The sequence below is a fragment of the Chitinophaga pollutisoli genome, from assembly GCF_038396755.1.
Taxonomy (GTDB): Bacteria; Bacteroidota; Bacteroidia; order Chitinophagales; family Chitinophagaceae; genus Chitinophaga; species Chitinophaga pollutisoli.
Window position 1 is genome coordinate 2,883,127 of the sequence record NZ_CP149822.1, and the last position, 17,244, is coordinate 2,900,370.

Genomic DNA, 17,244 nt, shown 5'->3' on the forward strand with positions numbered 1-17,244 from the left:
GCGGACAACATTCCCCAAATGCGGCCGAAATCGATTATTTTTGCGGTCTCGTAATGCCGGGGGAGATCCATTCCCCCTCAAAACAGTATTATTCACGACAATGAGCGTAACTACCCAACAACAGCTGTCAGAACAGGAAATTATCCGCCGCGGCAAGCTGAAAGAGCTGCAGAACCTGGGGATCGATCCGTATCCCGCCGCAGAATACCCGGTTAACGCGTATTCCACAGACATCAAGGCTGGTTATTCGGAAGCAACGAAAGACCAGTACCAGGACGTGTGCCTGGCCGGCCGTATCATGAGAACCCGCGACATGGGCAAGGCCAACTTCGCCCTCCTGCAAGACAGTAAGGGAAGCATTCAATTGTATATAAAGCGGGACGATATCTGCCCCGGGGAAGATAAATCGCTGTACGACAACGTATGGAAGAAACTGACCGACCTTGGCGACTTTATCGGCGTGAAAGGCTACGCTTTCGTCACCAAAACCGGCGAAACCTCCATCCACGTGCGGGAGCTTACCATATTGGCTAAAGCGCTCCGGCCGCTGCCCGTTGTACGGGAAAAAGACGGGGAGATGTTTGACGAGGTGACCGATCCGGAATTCAAATACCGCCAGCGGTATGTAGACCTGGTGATTAATCCGTCGGTGAAAGAGGTTTTCATCAAGCGCACCCGTTTGATGCAGACGATCCGTGATTTCTACAACGAAATGGGATACCTGGAGGTGGAAACGCCCATCCTGCAAGCGATCCCCGGCGGAGCCGCCGCGCGCCCCTTCATCACGCACCACAACGCGCTTGATATGCCGCTGTACCTGCGCATCGCCAACGAACTGTACCTGAAAAGGCTCATCGTCGGCGGCTTCGAAGGCGTGTACGAATTCGCGAAAGATTTCCGTAACGAGGGGATGGACCGTACCCACAACCCCGAATTCACCGTGATGGAAATGTACGCCGCGTACAAAGATTATCACTGGATGATGGACACCACCGAGCGCCTGCTCGAAAAAGTGGCCATTAACGTGAACGGAAATACGAAAGTAACCGTGGGTGAAAGGGAGATCGACTTCAAGGCGCCCTACCCCCGCGTGCCCATCTACGACGCCATCAAGGAACACACCGGGTTCGATGTGTCTGAAATGGACGAAGCCGGCATCCGCGAAGTGTGCAGGCAACTCGGCATACACGCCGAGCCGAATCATGGCAAAGGCAAGCTGATCGACGAGATTTTCGGCGAGAAGTGCGAGCACCACTACGTGCAACCCACTTTTATCACCGACTATCCCGTAGAGATGAGCCCCCTCACCAAGAAGCACCGCAGCAAACCCGGCGTGGTGGAACGTTTCGAGCTGATATGCAATGGCAAGGAAATCGCCAACGCTTACTCCGAGCTCAACGACCCCATCGACCAGCGCCAGCGCTTCGAAGACCAGGTGGCGCTCATGGAACGCGGCGACGACGAGGCGATGTACATCGATTACGACTTCCTCCGCGCCCTGGAATATGGCATGCCCCCCACCTCCGGGATCGGGATCGGGATCGACCGGCTGACCATGCTCATGACCAACCAGCCTTCTATCCAGGACGTGCTGTTTTTCCCGCAAATGCGGCCTGAAAAGCAACAGGCGGCAGAATAACGGAATGATTTTCAATAGCAAGCCCGGCACTGGCAGTGCCGGGCTTTTTTTCGGGGTTATCCAAAAAAGGGACAGTATTACAAGCAGGTTCGATTCCGTTGAACAAAAGCCGGGCGGCGTCGTTAACATGTAAACCCTTTTGCTCATGCGTATTCACATACCAACATTCGCTGCCGTCGTTCTATTTTCGCTCGTATGGATGTTTTTCGGTATTGCCCACCTGGTGAACGCCGACGCGCTCAGGCCCGTGGTAGCCGGGATCCCCGGGGGCGTATTCTGGGTCTATTTCACCGGCGCGGCCATGTTCCTGGCCGGTCTCGCCATCATCCTCAACAAATGGGCAAAGCCCGCCTGCTACCTCCTGGCACTCATGCTCTTCGTTTTCATCGTGGTCATCCATGCGCCGGGGCTCATCCGGGGCGACTTCTCCGCTCCCATCAATATCCTCAAGGACGTGGGCTTCATGGCCGCCGCCATCATCATCGGCAACATCAGGAATCATATCAGGCAACTGGGCCAGCTGTAGACACACTACCGGCCCGTTGCCTGACGGACCATATCCTATGAAAAACCATGCGGTAAGTTACGCGACACACCTGCCGTACAGCTATTCCATTTCACGGACGAGCGCTCCGGCAGTATATCCGGTAGTTTTCTGTAAACCGCCGGTATAATTGATTGTCATAATTGATAATTGATCTTTATTTTCGCTCCGGACCGGAAATCCGGCTTTCAACCTGTCAAAAATTATGAGAAATATGCATAAGTCCATTCCGGCATGGACCACCGGCCTCTGTATTCTGGCCGCTTTGCCAACTTTCGCCCAGGAGAAGAAAACACTCACCTTCGACCAGATCTTTACCAAACCCGTTTCCATCACTGAACCGCTGCCTGGCGTAAGAGCCTGGGCCGACAAAACACATTACATCGAAATGCGGAGCGGCAAACAGGTGCAGGTAGATGTAAAATCCGGCAACGCTACGCCCTATACGCCTCCTCCGGCAACCGGTAATTCGGTGAGCGTCAAGGATAATGACATCTATCTCCAGCGCCCCGACGGCAGCGCGCCCATCCGCCTGACCGCCACGGAGGCCGAGGAAAAGAACCCCACGCTTTCGCCCGACGAAAAATATGTCGCTTTCACGCGCAACAATAACCTGTTCGCCATCGAAGTGGCCACGCAGAAAGAAATCCAGTATACGACAGACGGCTCGGACGTTATTTACAACGGCTGGGCTTCCTGGGTGTATTTCGAAGAAATCCTGGGCCGCCCCTCGCGCTACCGCGCATTCTGGTGGAGCCCCGACAGCCGCAAGATCGCTTTCATGCGGTTCGACGATACCCGTGTTCCCGTGTTCCCCATCTACAGCGAAAAAGGCCAGCACGGTTACCTGGAAAACACCCGCTATCCGAAAGCCGGTGACCCCAATCCGGAAGTACGCCTGGCCATCGTGCCCGTAACCGGCGGAAACATCACCTGGGCCGATTTCAATGAAAAAGACGACCAGTATTTCGGCCAACCCTTCTGGACGCCCGACGGCAGCGCCCTCTGGGCCCAATGGATGCCCCGCGACCAGAACCAGCTCTTCCTCTACGCCATCGACACCCAAACCGGGGCCAAGAAGGTGGTGTACCAGGAAGAACAGAAAACCTGGATCGACTGGTTCACCGATATCTACTTCCTGTCCAACAACAAAGGATTTATCGTAAAAAGCGACCGTTCCGGCTGGGACCATCTGTATCATCACAACATGGACGGCAGCCTCAACAGGCAGCTGACTTCCGGCAACTGGCGCGTAAAAGAACTGCTGCAGATCAACGAAAAGAAAGGCGCGATCTATTTCACGGCCCGCAAGGAAGCGACAACCCGTTACGACCTTTATAAAGCCGATCTGAAAGGCGGCGCGCCGCAGCGCCTCACCTTCGGTGAATTCAGCCATAACGTGATCCTCGCGCCTGAAGGCGATTGGTTCATCACCACCTACAGCAACATCAACACGCCCCCGCGCATGGCCCTGGTGTCAGACAAAGGGAAAGTGGCCCGCGAGCTGGGCAATGCCCGCGGAACGGCTTACGACAGCTACCGCCTGGCCCCCACCGAAATGAAAACCTACACTACCCGCGACGGTTTGGTGCTGCCGATCACGATCATCTGGCCCTTCGATATGGAAGCCGGGAAAAAATACCCGGTGCTGATTTCCATTTATGGCGGTCCGGATGCCGGAACGATCTATGACACCTGGAGACCCAACATGCCGGCGCAATGGTTCGCGCAGGAAGGGCTCATCCAGGTGGTGATAGACAACCGCGCGGCGGGGCACCTGGGCAAGGCGGGCATGAACTATATCCATCGCCAGCTCGGCAAATATGAAATCGAGGATTACATGGACGCCGCCCGCTGGCTGGCTACCCAACCCGGCGTGGACGCTTCCCGGATGGGCATCACCGGCGGCAGCTTCGGCGGGTATATGTCGGCCATGGCGCTGACCTATGGCGCGGATGTGTTCACCCACGGCATCGCGAATTTCAGCGTTACCGACTGGGCGCTGTATGACAGCCATTACACTGAACGGTACATGGACCTTCCGAAAGACAATGCCGAAGGCTACAAGATAACTTCCGTGATGACGCACGCCAACAAGCTGAAGGGCCTCCTCCGGATCGTGCACGGCACGATGGACGACAACGTGCATATGCAGAATTCCATCCAGCTGGTGGATAAACTGGAAGATCTCGGGAAGCATTTTGAGTTTATGGTGTATCCTGGCGAGCGCCATGGCTGGGGCGGACCGAAATCCACCCATTCCCGCAACGAGAATTATCGCTTCTACTATCAAAACCTGTTGCAAAAGCCGCTGCCGGCGCTTTTCAAAGGCACAAACTAATTGGCGGAACCGTACCGCCAGGCAAAAAAAGGCCGTCTCACCACAATGAGACGGCCTTTTTTATGGGTACGGCAGTAAAATGCGGGGGCATTGCAAGGTTCGAAGGCGGGTAGCCGCGTGTATGCAGCAGGGATGTCCCACCCACATCCCACCCATGTCTTACCTATGTCTTACCTCCTTATATGGGGTAAGTTATGGGTGGGATATGGGTAGGACATCGGTAAGACATGGGTAGGATATCTTTACAGTAAATGGGCATTAGCATTACGGCAGGCTACAGGTAAGCCTACGGCCCAACGGGCATGACTTGCCGGTTACAGGAAGATGAAATGGAAATATTGTTGGAAATAAAGCAGGGAAAACTGTGTGGGGTGAGAGCGGTTTCTTCAGTTTGGGGCAAAAAAACAGGGCTGCAAGAATACAGCCCCGAAAAATTTTAACCATATCTTTATTGAAAAACCTGTTACAAATTTCCATAATTTAGAAACATCTCGCATCTGCAAACTAGCGAACGCTATATTTTTTCCAGTAAACGTATAGAAAACTCCCCTGAACGATGGAAGCAGTGAGCGGGAAAATGCAATGCCGGAACCGGCGCAATAATCAGTAGTGAAAAATTATATATGATGTTGTAACGGGAAAATTCCCGTGAAAGGCAGGCTGATAAAAGAAAAAAGGCGGTAAGAATACCGCCCTTGTAATAATTTTAACCATATCCTATGAAAAACCTAAGTCAAAGATAAGGCGGGAATTTTCCTTCGCAAGTGCATTTCCGTGAACGCATGGTTTTAGTTCGTGAAGCGCGGAAAACCGTCTTTTTCTTATTACATTAAGTTTTTTATCATATTAATATTTTTATTACTATGCAATCCTATGGCCGTTTTTCACAGGGCGGTCGGGTTGCAGTAATACAATATCCTTTCCGTCCCCGACAACGCCCAGTACAAGGCATTCTGAGAAGAAATTAGCGATTTGTTTGACAGGAAAATTCACGACGGCTACTACTTGTTTGCCGGGAAGTTCAGCAGTTGTGTATAATTGCGTGATTTGCGCGGATGATTTCCGGATACCGATCTCCGGGCCAAAGTCGATTTCCAGCTGGTAAGCGGGATTGCGCGCCTTCTCGAAAACGGTCGCGGAAAGGATGGTGCCTACATGCATCTGCACCTTTTCAAAGTCATGCCAGGTAATTGTGCCCATATTGTATGGATTTGGGAAAGATGGGTTAGAGACTAAAAGCGGAAGATAATTGCTTTGGGCGAGAGGAAAAAAATTGGGCGGTAAGAATACCGCCCACAATATTTTTAACCATATCCTATGAAAAACCAATACAAATATACTTGTGTCTTCCATTATAGGATCTGGCATTTCGTAAACGCAAGATTTTGCCTCGTGAACGCATAGAAATAAAGTCTATTAACACGAATTTAACGTAGTTCGGATCACCCATTAATGCCTGATCGCCGTCGGTGCGTTGCCCATAATGGTATCGATTTCTTTCATGATTTCCGGGGTAAGCTGCGGATATACCTCCAGCGCTTTGAGCGTTTCCGTCAACTGCGCTTCTTTCGTAGCCCCCAGGATCGTGCTGGATACATTCGGGTTGCGGATCGTCCAGGCCACGGCCAGCACCGCCAGCGTGGTACCCAGGTCTTTCGCCACCTTTTCCAGCTGTTTTACCTTGGCGATGTTGGCATCCAGCAGGTTACGGTTGCGGAGCCATTCATAACCCTCCAGGCTGAGACGGGAGCCTTCAGGCACACCATTGTTATATTTCCCGGTGAGTATCCCCGACGCCAGCGGACTGAAAATCGTGGTACCCAGCCCAACGCTGTTAAACACCGGCAGGTATTCCAGCTCGATTTTCTCCCGGCGGAACAGGTTGTACTCCGGTTGCTCCACCACCGGCCCGATCAGGTTGTATTGCCGGGCCACCATATGCGCTTCCATAATTTCGGCGGCCGTCCACTCCGATGTGCCCCAATACAGGATTTTTCCCTGCTGGATGAGGTGGGTCATCGTCCACACCACTTCCTCGATCGGCACATTCCGGTCGGGGCGGTGGCAATAATAAAGATCCAGGTAGTCGAGCTGCATCCGCTGAAGGGCCTCATGGCAGGCTTCTACCAGGTGCTTGCGGCTCAGGCCCGTCTGGTTGGGTTTATTTTCCGTTCCGCGCCAGCCGAAGTAGGCTTTGCTGGAAACAATATAGGAAGTCCGGTCCCATTTCTTGTTTTTCAGCACGCGCCCCATCATTTTCTCCGATTCGCCAAGGGCGTAGATTTCCGCGTTGTCGAAGAAATTGATGCCGTTATCGTAGGCCAGCCCCATGAGGCGGTCGCCCAGGGAGTCGTCGATCTGGGAATGGAAAGTAACCCAGCTCCCATACGACAGGGTGCTGATCTGCAGGCCGGATTTGCCTAATCTTCTGTATTCCATGAGCTATGATTTTTCGGTTTTTCGTGACGGGAGTAAAATAACACTTTGGCATGGTTGTTGGAACTATAGGCGCAGGAAATTTTAGGTTAAAAAATAGCGTTAGATCTTTCCAGATCGTACAAACAATTAGGTTAAAGCAAAAGAACCCGGTCACATGACCGGGTTCTTTTGCTATGGTAACTTCTGAAATATCTGTTATTCGAGGGAGAAAGTGCTGTCCGGCGGTGCGAAAGTGCCGTAAACATGAACGAACTCGGTCCGGCTGAAGTCCTGGTTAGCCCTGAAGCCCTGGCCGTAGAGTGTATCCGTGGGCGTGGCGAGGCGGCAGAAACGGTCAGTGATGAACTGGGCCGACTTGGAATCCCAGCGGAGGTCTTTGCAGTCGAGGCGCTGGGCGGTAGTGAGGCTGATAAATACGACGGAATCCCGGAGGTAGATATCGTTATTGCCTTCGTCGAGGCGGCCGAAGTTGGCGGTAAGGATACTTTCCTTGCGCGCGGCGCTGTCGTAGAAGATCACCTGCAGGGTTTTCGGGAAGTCGGTATGCGGGGGGTGCGTCACATGTCTTTCCATATAGGGAGAAGTGAGCACGCCCTTCACGGTGGCCGACTGGCTGACGATGGTTTCCACATCGAAGGCCTGTTCCACGCCCAGTTTCTTGGTATCGAAAGCGGCAACGGCGTTCATATCGTTTTCACACCCGGCCAGGGCCAGGCATGCGAGGGTGCCGTATGCGAGGATTCGTTTCAAGCGGTTAGTCGTATTTGGCCTTGAGGAACCAGCGGTCGCTGAGGGTGAAGCCCAGCGTGAGGCGGTAATAAGTTTCGCGGAGTTGCTCCACGTTTCCGCGGGAGCCTACTTCGAAGGCGGCATTGATCATCGTAAACTGGTTCATGGCGGGCATGATCCTTCTTACGGGGAAGCCGGCGCCCACGGAGAATCCGAGGGTATTCATTTCGCGGCCGTCGAGTTTGATATAATCCTTACCGAAATAACCGCCGAGGCGATAGGTGACTTTGTTCCAGTAGCCGGAGAAGGCTTGCGCGTTGGGGACGAATTGTCCGCCCACGCTCATGCGCCAGGAGTCCTGCGTGGAGTCTACCGCGCCGAAGTTGCGGAATTTGCTCCATTTGGAGGTATTATAATCGGCGCCGAAGGCGAATTTATCCGTTTTGGTGATCATGATGCCACCGCCCAGGGATTGGGGGTAGATGAGATCGCCGCGGTCGCCGGAGGTGTACTTCACGGTGTCGCGGGTATAGAATTCGTCGGAGGATGCGTCGTAGTTGAGGGTGGATTGCAGGCGTTCGCGTTTTGCGGAGAGTTTTTGCTCCATGCTGCCGGTAACGCCGAACTGGAGGTTCAGGTCGTTGCCGAGTTTCACGATCTGCTGGAGGCCCACGGTGTAGAAGAAGGAACCGTAGCTGGTGCGCTTCATGTCGCTGGAGGGGGTGATGGCATCCAGCGGTTCGGCCGTGGGGAATACGATGCGGGTGGTATTGGTCACGTTGCCGAAGATGTACCCGACGTTAACGCCCACGCTGAATCCGCCGAATCCGATACCGGAGCCTACATAAGCCTGGTAAATACCGCCGGAACCTTCGAACTGGTTAACGGTGTTTACCTTGAGGGTATCGAAGAAAGTTCTTTCCTCGGGAACGGCGATGTTGTAATTCACGCGGGTGAGGGGGCGGATACCGATGTTGAGTCCCCACTTGGGGCTGAGCGGCATGCCCAGCTGGAGGTAGCTCAGGGTTCCGAACCCGGCGCTGGAACTGGCATCCCGGGAAGTGAGCTTGCGGGAGCCGCCATGGACGCCTACATCGAAAGTCACTAACTGAAGCCGGGAATAGCTGGCGGGATTGACGAAGTTGATGGACTGGGCATCGCCATATGCCTGAGCCACGCCTCCCATTCCAAGGTTTACGGCGTTTTCCGAACGGGAAACTTCGCCTAAGCCGAAGCGGGAGTACGGTGAGTTATCCTGAGCAGATGCGCGATTTGCAGATAGCAAAGCAGCGCCTGCCAGGCAAAAAAAGCTAGCTTTTGTCCAATACATTGAGTGCAGCGATTGAATTTAAACCTTTATACATTAAATACGGGCTTGCAAATATCTTATTTTTAAGGCGGGAAGCAAAAAAACCAAATCCCCCCTGTTAAAAGCACGTTAAAGTTCCGGTACCTCGCGGCATAGGAACCGATCATGCCGTCAACCTCCGCCAGCGCGCCTTCCAGCACACCGCTGAGGATACTTTGCCGCGTATTATATCCCACAAAACTATAATGTGCTTCCTGTGGCACGAGCGGTAATTTATCGGTAAAAGCGTGCAGGGCCCGGAACCGCATTTCGATACCCGGGCTGATGCCGCCTCCCATAAATTCACCTTTCTTGTTCACGAAATTGTAGGTAATGGCCGATCCCGCGCCGATAATGAGACTGTGGGAACCGGGGAACATATCCGCCGCCCCAGCGGCCAGCGCGATCCTGTCGACGCCCAGGGTTTCAGGTTTTTCGTACACGATCTTCACCGGCAACGGCGTATCGTACCGCAAACGGATGAATTCCGTTTCCCGGGAAAGCAACGCCTCCAGCGCCGGCGGGTGCTCAATTACCGAAGAAAGCACGGCGGCTTGCGGGCGATATTCCGCCAGCAACGTGTCCACTTCCGCCAATAACGCCGCCTCGCTGAAAAACCGCTCTTCCAACAGCGCTCCGTCTTGCATAATGCCGCACTTCAACCGGGTATTGCCCAGGTCGAAACATAAAATCGGGCCGATCATGGCGCCAAGTTAAAAATTATCCACGGATAAATTCCGGAAGTGACCGTTCAGTTTCACACGGTCCTTCAACCGCTCCATCTCGGTCATGAGGGCAATCACCTTGCTCAGGTGGCGTTTGAGGTACTCCAGGCGCTGCAATTCCTGGAAAAGACGGAGCATTTCATATTCTTCCTCCAGCGACAGCCCCGCATGATGCGCAATATCGTAGGCGCGCAGGCGATCGTCCTCCACGGGGAATTGCTTGGAGACCTGTAAAATATGATGCAGCTCACGCACCGCCATAAGCACCTGTTCGCGCAATTTGTCGCTGGTGCGGTCGTGATTGTCGGGGTAATTGACGATGGCGCCGGCATAGAGCTTATCCGGCACATCGCGGATAACTTCGAGGATGCGGAACACTTTAAGCCCGCGCGTCCGCACATCGATCTCTCCGTTGTCGTATGTTTTCTCGACCTGTGCGATTTCCACGAGCGTGCCGTATTCATTGACTTTCTTTTTGATCACAGCGGGGATACCGAAAGGCTTGCCTTCGCGGATGCATTCATCGACCATTTGCTTGTACCGCGGTTCGAATATATGCAGGTTGAGCATCTCGCCCGGGTAAACAACGATGCCAAGGGGAAATATCGGAATAAAGTTCGTCATAGTAAGGTTTCAGTTCTTTCACCTGTTTTAAGTTACGATTTTCCGGTGAAAAAAGATGGTGCGTTGCCGGGCGATGGCTGTTTTCCGGAAGTGAAAAATCATCTATACATTTGTTGCATGTCTGCATTACTTGACCGGCTCCTTTCGGGAGACGCCAGAGCCCTGGCCCGGAGCATTTCCCTGGTGGAGAACGAGGCTCCCGGATATGAGCAGTTGCTGGAATCGCTTCCGGCGCGCGCAGGCACCCGCGTGGTGGGTATTACCGGCCCGCCCGGCGCGGGAAAAAGCACGCTGGTCAACGCCCTCATCACCGCACTGCTCCAAAGGCAGCAACGTGTAGCCGTTATCGCGGTAGACCCTTCGTCGCCCTTTAATTTCGGCGCGCTGCTGGGCGACCGCATCCGCATGTCGTCGCACTTCTCCGATCCCAACGTCTTCATCCGTTCCATGGCGAGCCGCGGGGCATTGGGCGGGCTGTGCCCCAAGATCCTTGAAACGGCCGATCTCATCAAGGCCGCGGGATACGATTACCTGTTCATCGAAACGGTGGGTGTGGGCCAGAGTGAAGTGGAGATCGCCGGCATCGCGGATACGACCGTGGTGGTGGTGGTGCCGGAAGCAGGCGATGAAATCCAGACCATGAAAGCCGGGCTTATGGAAATCGCCGCGATCTTCGCCGTCAACAAATCGGATCGCCCGAAGGCCGATGAGTTTGTGCGCAACCTGCGCCTGCTGGCGCATTCGCGGCGGACGGAAGGATGGGAAACGCCCGTGATCAAAACCGTGGCTTTCCGGGGCGACGGGATCGAAGAGCTGATAGCGGCGCTGGATAACCACCGCGATCACATCCACGAGAACCGCGGGCGCAAATCCTTGCTGTTGGCCGAAAAGGCCTGGCAACTTATCCAGTACAAAAAGATGCGGCAGGTAGACCGGCAGGGCCTGCTGGCGGAGATCCGCCGCCATATGGACGATCCCGGGTTCAACCTCTACCGGATCATTCACCGCTATAGCTGAAAAAAGGTTATCTTTGCGCCAAACAACGTAAGCGCAGACATGTTTACCCGTACCAGAGTATTCCGTCTTTTCTTCACTTACGCCGTGTTCAATTACGGCGGATGATGCTGCGCACGCTCCTTTTCACATCCACATTTCTGTAATATTTTTCTCATCATCTAAATCAAAGCATTGTTATGGCTTGGTTATTCCTGGTGCTGGGCGGTCTTTTCGAGATCGGCTTTACCATTTCGCTGAAGTATTCCGAGAATTTCACGAAGCTCTGGCCTTCGGTATCGTTCGCAGTTTGCATTTCACTGAGCTTCTTTTTGCTCAACAAAGCGATCAACAACGGGTTGCCGATAGGCACCGCATACGCGGTATGGACGGGCATCGGCGCGGCAGGTACCGCCATCGCGGGCATGCTTATTTTCAAAGAGCCGGCAACGGCCATGCGGCTGTTGTTCCTGGTCATGCTGATCGGGTCCATCATCGGGCTGAAATTCGTTTCTGAAGCGCATTAGCAAAGAGGCCTCGGGGCCTCTTTTTTTATTTCAGCCAGGGAGCGTTTTCTGATGGAAAGGTTGCGGATACGTTGTAAATTAGCAGGCATCATCCCACACCAGCAACACCGGTGGCCGGGAAAAAGGAGTGATCAGCTGCAGGGCTCCGGCGCAGAACATGTAGCAGCCAATTACAGAAGTTTCATTTCAACCGAATAGATATATCAAAATATAGAGATGCAAGTTGACTGACAGGCAAAGCGTCCAGGGCATATCAAAATTAACCTCAAAATACTTGTGAATCACCATGAAAGTGTGATAGCTGAGGTATAAATCTTTCGTACATTACGCCCCCCGTGAAAACCCGCCAGATGAAACAATTTAGTAAAAGGTAAAACTACTGCGATACAATCAATACCATGCGAAAGGAATCCACCTTCAACCCGGAGCATCAGGCTACCAATACCGCCAGTAAAGTGGTGGCCGCACTGGAAAGACTTTCAGAAGCTTTCCGCGTGTTGCTTTGGCAGGAAGCGAAACAATACGGGATCAGCCCCATTCAGGTGCAGATCCTGACTTACCTCCTTCATTATCCGGAAAAACTAAAAACAGTTACGCATCTTGCCGCGCATTTCAACATGACGAAAGCGACGATCAGCGATGCGATCAAGACGATTGAATCCAAGGGATTTGTAAGAAGGAAAGATGACAAAGAAGACAGCCGCAGCCATACCCTGCACCTGACCCGCGAGGGAAAAACGGTTGCCCGGCGGGTGGAGCGTTTTGCAGAGCCGATGCAGGAATCCGTGCAGGACATGCCTGCGGAAAAGCAGGCGGGCATGCTGGAGCAATTGCTGGGCCTTATCCAGGATCTGAACAAGAACCTGATCATCACGCCGCAGCGGATGTGCTACAACTGCAGATTTTATGAAAAGAAAGGGAAATTACATTATTGTCACCTCGTGAACGCCATTCTCAAAGCGGCGGAATTGCGGGTAGAGTGCCCCGAATTCAGGAAACCAGCCATTTGATTGGAGCGCGCGCTTATTGCGCCCGCTGGCTTCTCCACCAGCGGAAGCCCAAAAACAGGCCCAGCGCCAGCGGCGCGGCGGCCAGCATCAGGATACCATTATTAAGGCCTTTGGCCGGACCTTCGCCCAGCTGCTGCGCAGTTTTGGTGCAAAGGGAGCATTGCGCCATCATCTGGCTTCCGGGCAGCAGGAGCGCTGCGGTCATCAACAGGAAGAATATCTTTTTCACAATCCGAAATTAGGAATTTTTCATGCGCCCGCACCTGATTTATATCAGGCTCAGGCGTAGTAAGGTGAAATCATGATATACACGATCACGCCGGTGACGGCTACGTAGAACCAGATCGGCCAGGTGATCCGCGCAATGCGGCGGTGCTTCGGCCAGTCGGACTGGAAGCCCCGCAGCAGGGTGAATAATACCAGCGGTACGATCACGATGGCCAGAAGGATATGCGTGAGCAGCAAAAAGAAATACATGTACCGGATGCTGCCTACAGCCGCGATCTCCGCGGCGTCTACCACGCCATTGTGATCTATATCCCCGAATTTGGTGGAATCGGTGAGGAAGTGGTAGGTTACATACGACAGGAGGAACAGCACCGAAAGCCCCACGGCGCTGAGGTTCGCCCATTTATGCGCGTTTCGGCGCCCGTTCTTGATAAAATAAAGGCTCGCCAGCAGGAGCACCGCCGTGGCGGAGTTGAGGCAAGCGTGGAAGAAAGGCATCACCTTCACGTCGAAACCCGCGTCCACATTGGGCTTCGGGATAACGAACAGCACCGCCACCACTACGGGGATAGCGATGGATACGATGGTGATGAATACGTTCAGGTTCTTTTGCTTCAGATTCATGTGCACGGGTATTTGTTAGTGGGCGGAAGAAAACAGGCGCTTGAGCAGGCCGGGCTTCTTTTTGTCTTTGGCGATATGCAGGATGGCGATATCGTTCACCATGCGGCGAACGTCGCTGGTATCCATGCCGTTATAGTAACCGCGGATAAATCGGTTTTTGTCGATCACTACAAATTTCTCGGTGTGGATGAAATCATCCGGGCCGCCGTCTCCTTCCAGGGCGTTGACGAAGAATTCGTACCGGGCCAGGTCGTAGATGGTTTTCTTCTCACCGGTAAGGAGCCACCAGTTGCGGGGGTCGATGTTCCGCGTGTCGGCATAATGCTTGAGCACGGGCACGGAGTCGCGCACAGGATCTACCGAGAGGGAGAGTATCTGAATGAGGGTGTCGTTCTTGGCGTTGATGTAAGAGTCCTGCACCCGCTTCAGGTTTTTGATGAGGGTGGGGCATATGGTGGGACAGCTCGTAAAGAAGAAATTCACGACGAGGATCTTGCCGTCGAGCTGGCGGAGGCTGACCTGTTCGCCGAGCTGGTTGGTGAGGGTGAAATCCTGTACCTGGTGGTAGATGGTATCGTAGGTGGTTTTTCCGTCCTTCACAATGGTGTCCACTCTTTCCGCGATGAGAAACGGCGGCACTTCCACGACATTTTTGCCGTAATGGTCCACGATCAGGTAACCCGTGAGGGGTACGAGGATGGCCAGTGCTACGCCGAGTATTGCTTTCCTGTTGATAACCGTAAATTTTAGACGTGATATAAAAGCGAAAATGTAAAAGCGTTGCTGTATGACGGCATCACTTTTACATTTTCGAGTATCGAGTTACGACCAGTGGTTAGTGATGGTTGCCACCACCGTGCGCGGGTGCTACTTTTTCAGCAGGCAGCGGCGCGCTGGGAGAATTCCTGCGCATGTGCTTCCAGCTGTCGCCATCCGCGAGGAAGGCGATGATGAACCAGATGAACAGCAGCAGCGGCATCAGGATCGTCCAGATAAGGTTTTTGATTTCATGGCCAAGGTGCATGAATTCAGCAACGATATAGAAAGCCTTTACGATGGTCAGGCCGATGAATACGGAGTTCAGCAACAGTTTGCCGGGGAAGCCGGTATACAGGTGCAGGAATGCGAGCCCTACTTCCACCATGGTAACGATCAGGAGGATCCAGAATGTTCTCCAGATGCTCTTGATGGATGCCTGCCTGTCGGATGCGTTATGAGTATGCGCCATGATCTTAAAAATCTTTTCTCTTTATAAAAATGCGTTCAGTCAAAAATCTTGTCCCGGATTAGAGGAGATAGAAGCAGGTGAATACGAATACCCACACCAGGTCTACAAAGTGCCAGTAGAGGCCCACTTTTTCCACCATTTCATAGTGGCCGCGGCGCTGGTAGGTACCTTTCAGGACGTTTACGAGAACGATAATGTTCAGGATCACGCCGGAGGTTACGTGGAGGCCGTGGAAGCCGGTGATGGTGAAGAAGAAGTCGGTGAAGTTCGTGGAGATGGCAGCCGTTCCGTCAGCGTTCGGGAAGGGATTTTGTCCCCACCAGGCGCCTACTTCGTGCAGGTGCATCCATTCCCAGGCCTGGCAGCCTAAGAACATGATACCGCCTAAGATGGTCCAGGACAGCCATTTCACAACGGACTGTTTGTCCATGTATTTACCAGCATTCACAGCCAGTACCATGGTAACGGAAGACATGATCAGGATGAATGTCATCAAGCTCACGAATACCAGCGGGAGGTCTGCATGGCCCATGAACGGGAAGGAGTGGAATACGACGTTGGGATCAGGCCATGCTTCGGCCATGAAACGTTGCGTGCCGTAAGCGATCAGCAATGCGCCGAATGTGAAGGCATCGGAAATGAGGAAGTACCACATCATCAGTTTGCCATAGCTCACGTTGAAGGGAGAAGACCCTCCGCTCCACCATTTTTTGTTCGCTGTTACTGCGTTATCCATTGTACGATTTGTGAATTTTATTGGTTCTAAACAGTATCTTTTTCTATTCTTCTTCTATTATCGGGCCAGGCTGAAAAATATCAGCAGGTAAATCCAGAGCCCGTCCACGAAATGCCAATAGGTGGATGCTACTTCGATGGGCACGGAGCTGTACGTGCGTACGCGGGTGCGGAATGCCCGGAAGAACATTACCAGGAGCACCGCAACGCCGCCGAGGACGTGCAGGACGTGTGCGCCTACGATCGCGTAGATGAAGGAGGCCGACACCGTGCTGTCGAGCGCGAGGCCGTGGTTCTTCATATCCGCGAAGCCGATGAACTGGCATACCGTGAAGGCGATGCCCAGCAAGGCTGTCAGAGTGATCAGCTGCTTGTAAGCGCCCATGTTGCGCGCCTTGAACTGGCGGCCGGCCAGGTAAATGGTGCCGCTGCTTAGCAGGATCAGTACGGTTGACACATAAAAGATAGCCGGCAGGTCGAAGCTGAGCCAGTTGGCCTGCGAGCGTTTCACCACATAGGCGCTCGTGAACCCGATGAACATCATGGTGATGCTCGCCATCGCGATCCACATAGAGTACTTATGCGGGTGTATCTTATTTTTAGGTGCGTTCATTGTAATCATCTCCTCACAGTTTTACTTTATCGAACAACAGTGCCAGCAATATCACTGCCAGGTAAATATACGAACCGAACATCAGTTTCCGGGCCGAGGCTACGTCTTCCTTACGGTACAGCTGCACCGCTTTGGAAAGGTACCAGGCGCCGATAATGATGGCCGCGATCGCGGAAATATAACCCGTGAGTCCCAGCAGGTAAGGCGCTACGCCGGCAGGGATCAGCAACAGGGTGTACATCGCGGCCTGCAGGGCAATCATTTTTCCCGGCCCTGCCTCAGTAGGCATCAGGCGGAACCCTGCACGCGTGTAATCCTTATGCGCCACCCAGGCGATCGCCCAGAAGTGCGGGAACTGCCAGAGGAACTGGATCGCGAAAAGCGACCAACCACCGATGGACAACGCATTTTCTCCGGCAGCCCAACCGATCAGCACCGGGAAAGCCCCCGGCACCGCGCCCACCAGTACAGCCAGCGAGTTCCACTTCTTCCAAGGGGTGTATACGAATCCGTACAGCACCAGCGACAAGAGGCTTAACCCCGCCGACAGCCAGTTGAAAGCGAAGCCCATGATAGCGATGCCTCCCACGCCGGTCAGCGCGCAAAGCACCCAGGCTTCCGGAACAGACACCCTGCCGCCGGGCAGCGGCCTTACAGCCGTGCGCGCCATCAGTTTGTCCGTCTCCCGCTCCAGGATCTGGTTGATGATATTGGCGGATCCGGATACCAGGATGCCGCCGGCAAATAATAAAAGAACTTTAATCAGGCCAAATTCCACACCAGGCACCAACAAATAGGCGACCACGCAGGAGAACACTACCATAAAGGTGAGCGTGAACTTCATCATCATGAAGTAATCTTTCACCCTGCTTGCAATGGCGTATGATAAAGACAACT

19 protein-coding genes are annotated in these 17,244 nt (G+C 53.5%); 6 read left to right on the forward strand and 13 right to left on the reverse strand.

What is annotated here, in order from left to right; all coding sequences use genetic code 11:
- The first annotated feature begins 100 nt into the window (after positions 1–100).
- The 3 genes from lysS (at position 101) to WJU16_RS11870 (ending at position 4,524) form a co-directional block, all read left to right on the forward strand.
- Positions 101–1,639 (forward strand): lysine--tRNA ligase, encoded by a 1,539-nt coding sequence (gene lysS / locus WJU16_RS11860; RefSeq protein WP_341838520.1) that lies wholly within the window; start codon positions 101–103, stop codon positions 1,637–1,639.
- 145 nt (positions 1,640–1,784) lie between these two features.
- A complete protein-coding gene (locus WJU16_RS11865; RefSeq protein WP_341838521.1) occupies positions 1,785–2,165 on the forward strand; it encodes a hypothetical protein in 381 nt (126 codons plus the stop codon).
- A 232-nt stretch (positions 2,166–2,397) separates the two neighbouring features.
- Positions 2,398–4,524, forward strand: coding sequence for a S9 family peptidase (locus tag WJU16_RS11870; RefSeq protein ID WP_341838522.1), 2,127 nt, complete (start codon positions 2,398–2,400; stop codon positions 4,522–4,524).
- 861 nt (positions 4,525–5,385) lie between these two features.
- On the opposite strand, the gene WJU16_RS11875 is transcribed toward WJU16_RS11870, so the two are convergent.
- From WJU16_RS11875 to WJU16_RS11900, 6 genes are all read right to left on the reverse strand, one after another.
- On the reverse strand, positions 5,386–5,724 hold the full coding sequence (locus tag WJU16_RS11875; protein WP_341838523.1) for a tRNA-binding protein: 339 nt from the start codon (positions 5,722–5,724) through the stop codon (positions 5,386–5,388).
- Between the two features lie 249 nt (positions 5,725–5,973).
- Positions 5,974–6,963 carry an aldo/keto reductase gene (locus WJU16_RS11880; RefSeq protein ID WP_341838524.1) on the reverse strand — a complete coding sequence of 330 codons (990 nt, stop codon included), beginning with the start codon at positions 6,961–6,963 and terminating at the stop codon, positions 5,974–5,976.
- A 195-nt stretch (positions 6,964–7,158) separates the two neighbouring features.
- On the reverse strand, positions 7,159–7,713 hold the full coding sequence (lptC, locus tag WJU16_RS11885; protein WP_341838525.1) for an LPS export ABC transporter periplasmic protein LptC: 555 nt from the start codon (positions 7,711–7,713) through the stop codon (positions 7,159–7,161).
- A 4-nt stretch (positions 7,714–7,717) separates the two neighbouring features.
- Complete coding sequence (locus WJU16_RS11890; protein WP_341838526.1) at positions 7,718–8,869, reverse strand: hypothetical protein; 1,152 nt, start codon at positions 8,867–8,869, stop codon at positions 7,718–7,720.
- Between the two features lie 215 nt (positions 8,870–9,084).
- Entirely contained in the window at positions 9,085–9,744 is a 660-nt protein-coding gene (locus WJU16_RS11895) for a type III pantothenate kinase (RefSeq protein ID WP_341838527.1), read from the reverse strand.
- 9 nt (positions 9,745–9,753) lie between these two features.
- Entirely contained in the window at positions 9,754–10,389 is a 636-nt protein-coding gene (locus WJU16_RS11900) for an LON peptidase substrate-binding domain-containing protein (protein WP_341838528.1), read from the reverse strand.
- Between the two features lie 117 nt (positions 10,390–10,506).
- On the opposite strand from WJU16_RS11900, the gene meaB reads away from it, so the two are divergent.
- The 3 genes from meaB (at position 10,507) to WJU16_RS11915 (ending at position 12,919) form a co-directional block, all read left to right on the forward strand.
- Positions 10,507–11,406: a methylmalonyl Co-A mutase-associated GTPase MeaB gene (meaB, locus tag WJU16_RS11905; RefSeq protein WP_341838529.1), complete on the forward strand. Its 900-nt coding sequence runs from the start codon at positions 10,507–10,509 to the stop codon at positions 11,404–11,406.
- A gap of 176 nt (positions 11,407–11,582) precedes the next feature.
- A complete protein-coding gene (locus WJU16_RS11910; RefSeq protein WP_341838530.1) occupies positions 11,583–11,909 on the forward strand; it encodes a multidrug efflux SMR transporter in 327 nt (108 codons plus the stop codon).
- 398 nt (positions 11,910–12,307) lie between these two features.
- Positions 12,308–12,919 (forward strand): MarR family winged helix-turn-helix transcriptional regulator, encoded by a 612-nt coding sequence (locus WJU16_RS11915; RefSeq protein ID WP_341838531.1) that lies wholly within the window; start codon positions 12,308–12,310, stop codon positions 12,917–12,919.
- Positions 12,920–12,932: 13 nt separating this feature from the next.
- Here WJU16_RS11915 and WJU16_RS11920 read toward each other — a convergent pair whose 3' ends face one another.
- From WJU16_RS11920 to cyoE, 7 genes are all read right to left on the reverse strand, one after another.
- Positions 12,933–13,148 (reverse strand): hypothetical protein, encoded by a 216-nt coding sequence (locus tag WJU16_RS11920; RefSeq protein ID WP_341838532.1) that lies wholly within the window; start codon positions 13,146–13,148, stop codon positions 12,933–12,935.
- A gap of 50 nt (positions 13,149–13,198) precedes the next feature.
- Positions 13,199–13,771, reverse strand: coding sequence for a DUF420 domain-containing protein (locus WJU16_RS11925; RefSeq protein ID WP_341838533.1), 573 nt, complete (start codon positions 13,769–13,771; stop codon positions 13,199–13,201).
- 15 nt (positions 13,772–13,786) lie between these two features.
- A complete protein-coding gene (locus WJU16_RS11930; protein ID WP_341838534.1) occupies positions 13,787–14,440 on the reverse strand; it encodes an SCO family protein in 654 nt (217 codons plus the stop codon).
- Positions 14,441–14,606: 166 nt separating this feature from the next.
- Positions 14,607–14,999 carry a cytochrome C oxidase subunit IV family protein gene (locus WJU16_RS11935; protein ID WP_341838535.1) on the reverse strand — a complete coding sequence of 131 codons (393 nt, stop codon included), beginning with the start codon at positions 14,997–14,999 and terminating at the stop codon, positions 14,607–14,609.
- 58 nt (positions 15,000–15,057) lie between these two features.
- On the reverse strand, positions 15,058–15,735 hold the full coding sequence (locus WJU16_RS11940) for a cytochrome c oxidase subunit 3 (RefSeq protein WP_341838536.1): 678 nt from the start codon (positions 15,733–15,735) through the stop codon (positions 15,058–15,060).
- A 57-nt stretch (positions 15,736–15,792) separates the two neighbouring features.
- A complete protein-coding gene (locus WJU16_RS11945; protein ID WP_298711167.1) occupies positions 15,793–16,356 on the reverse strand; it encodes a cytochrome c oxidase subunit 3 in 564 nt (187 codons plus the stop codon).
- Positions 16,357–16,360: 4 nt separating this feature from the next.
- On the reverse strand, positions 16,361–17,242 hold the full coding sequence (cyoE, locus tag WJU16_RS11950; RefSeq protein ID WP_341838537.1) for a heme o synthase: 882 nt from the start codon (positions 17,240–17,242) through the stop codon (positions 16,361–16,363).
- Positions 17,243–17,244: the final 2 nt, after the last annotated feature.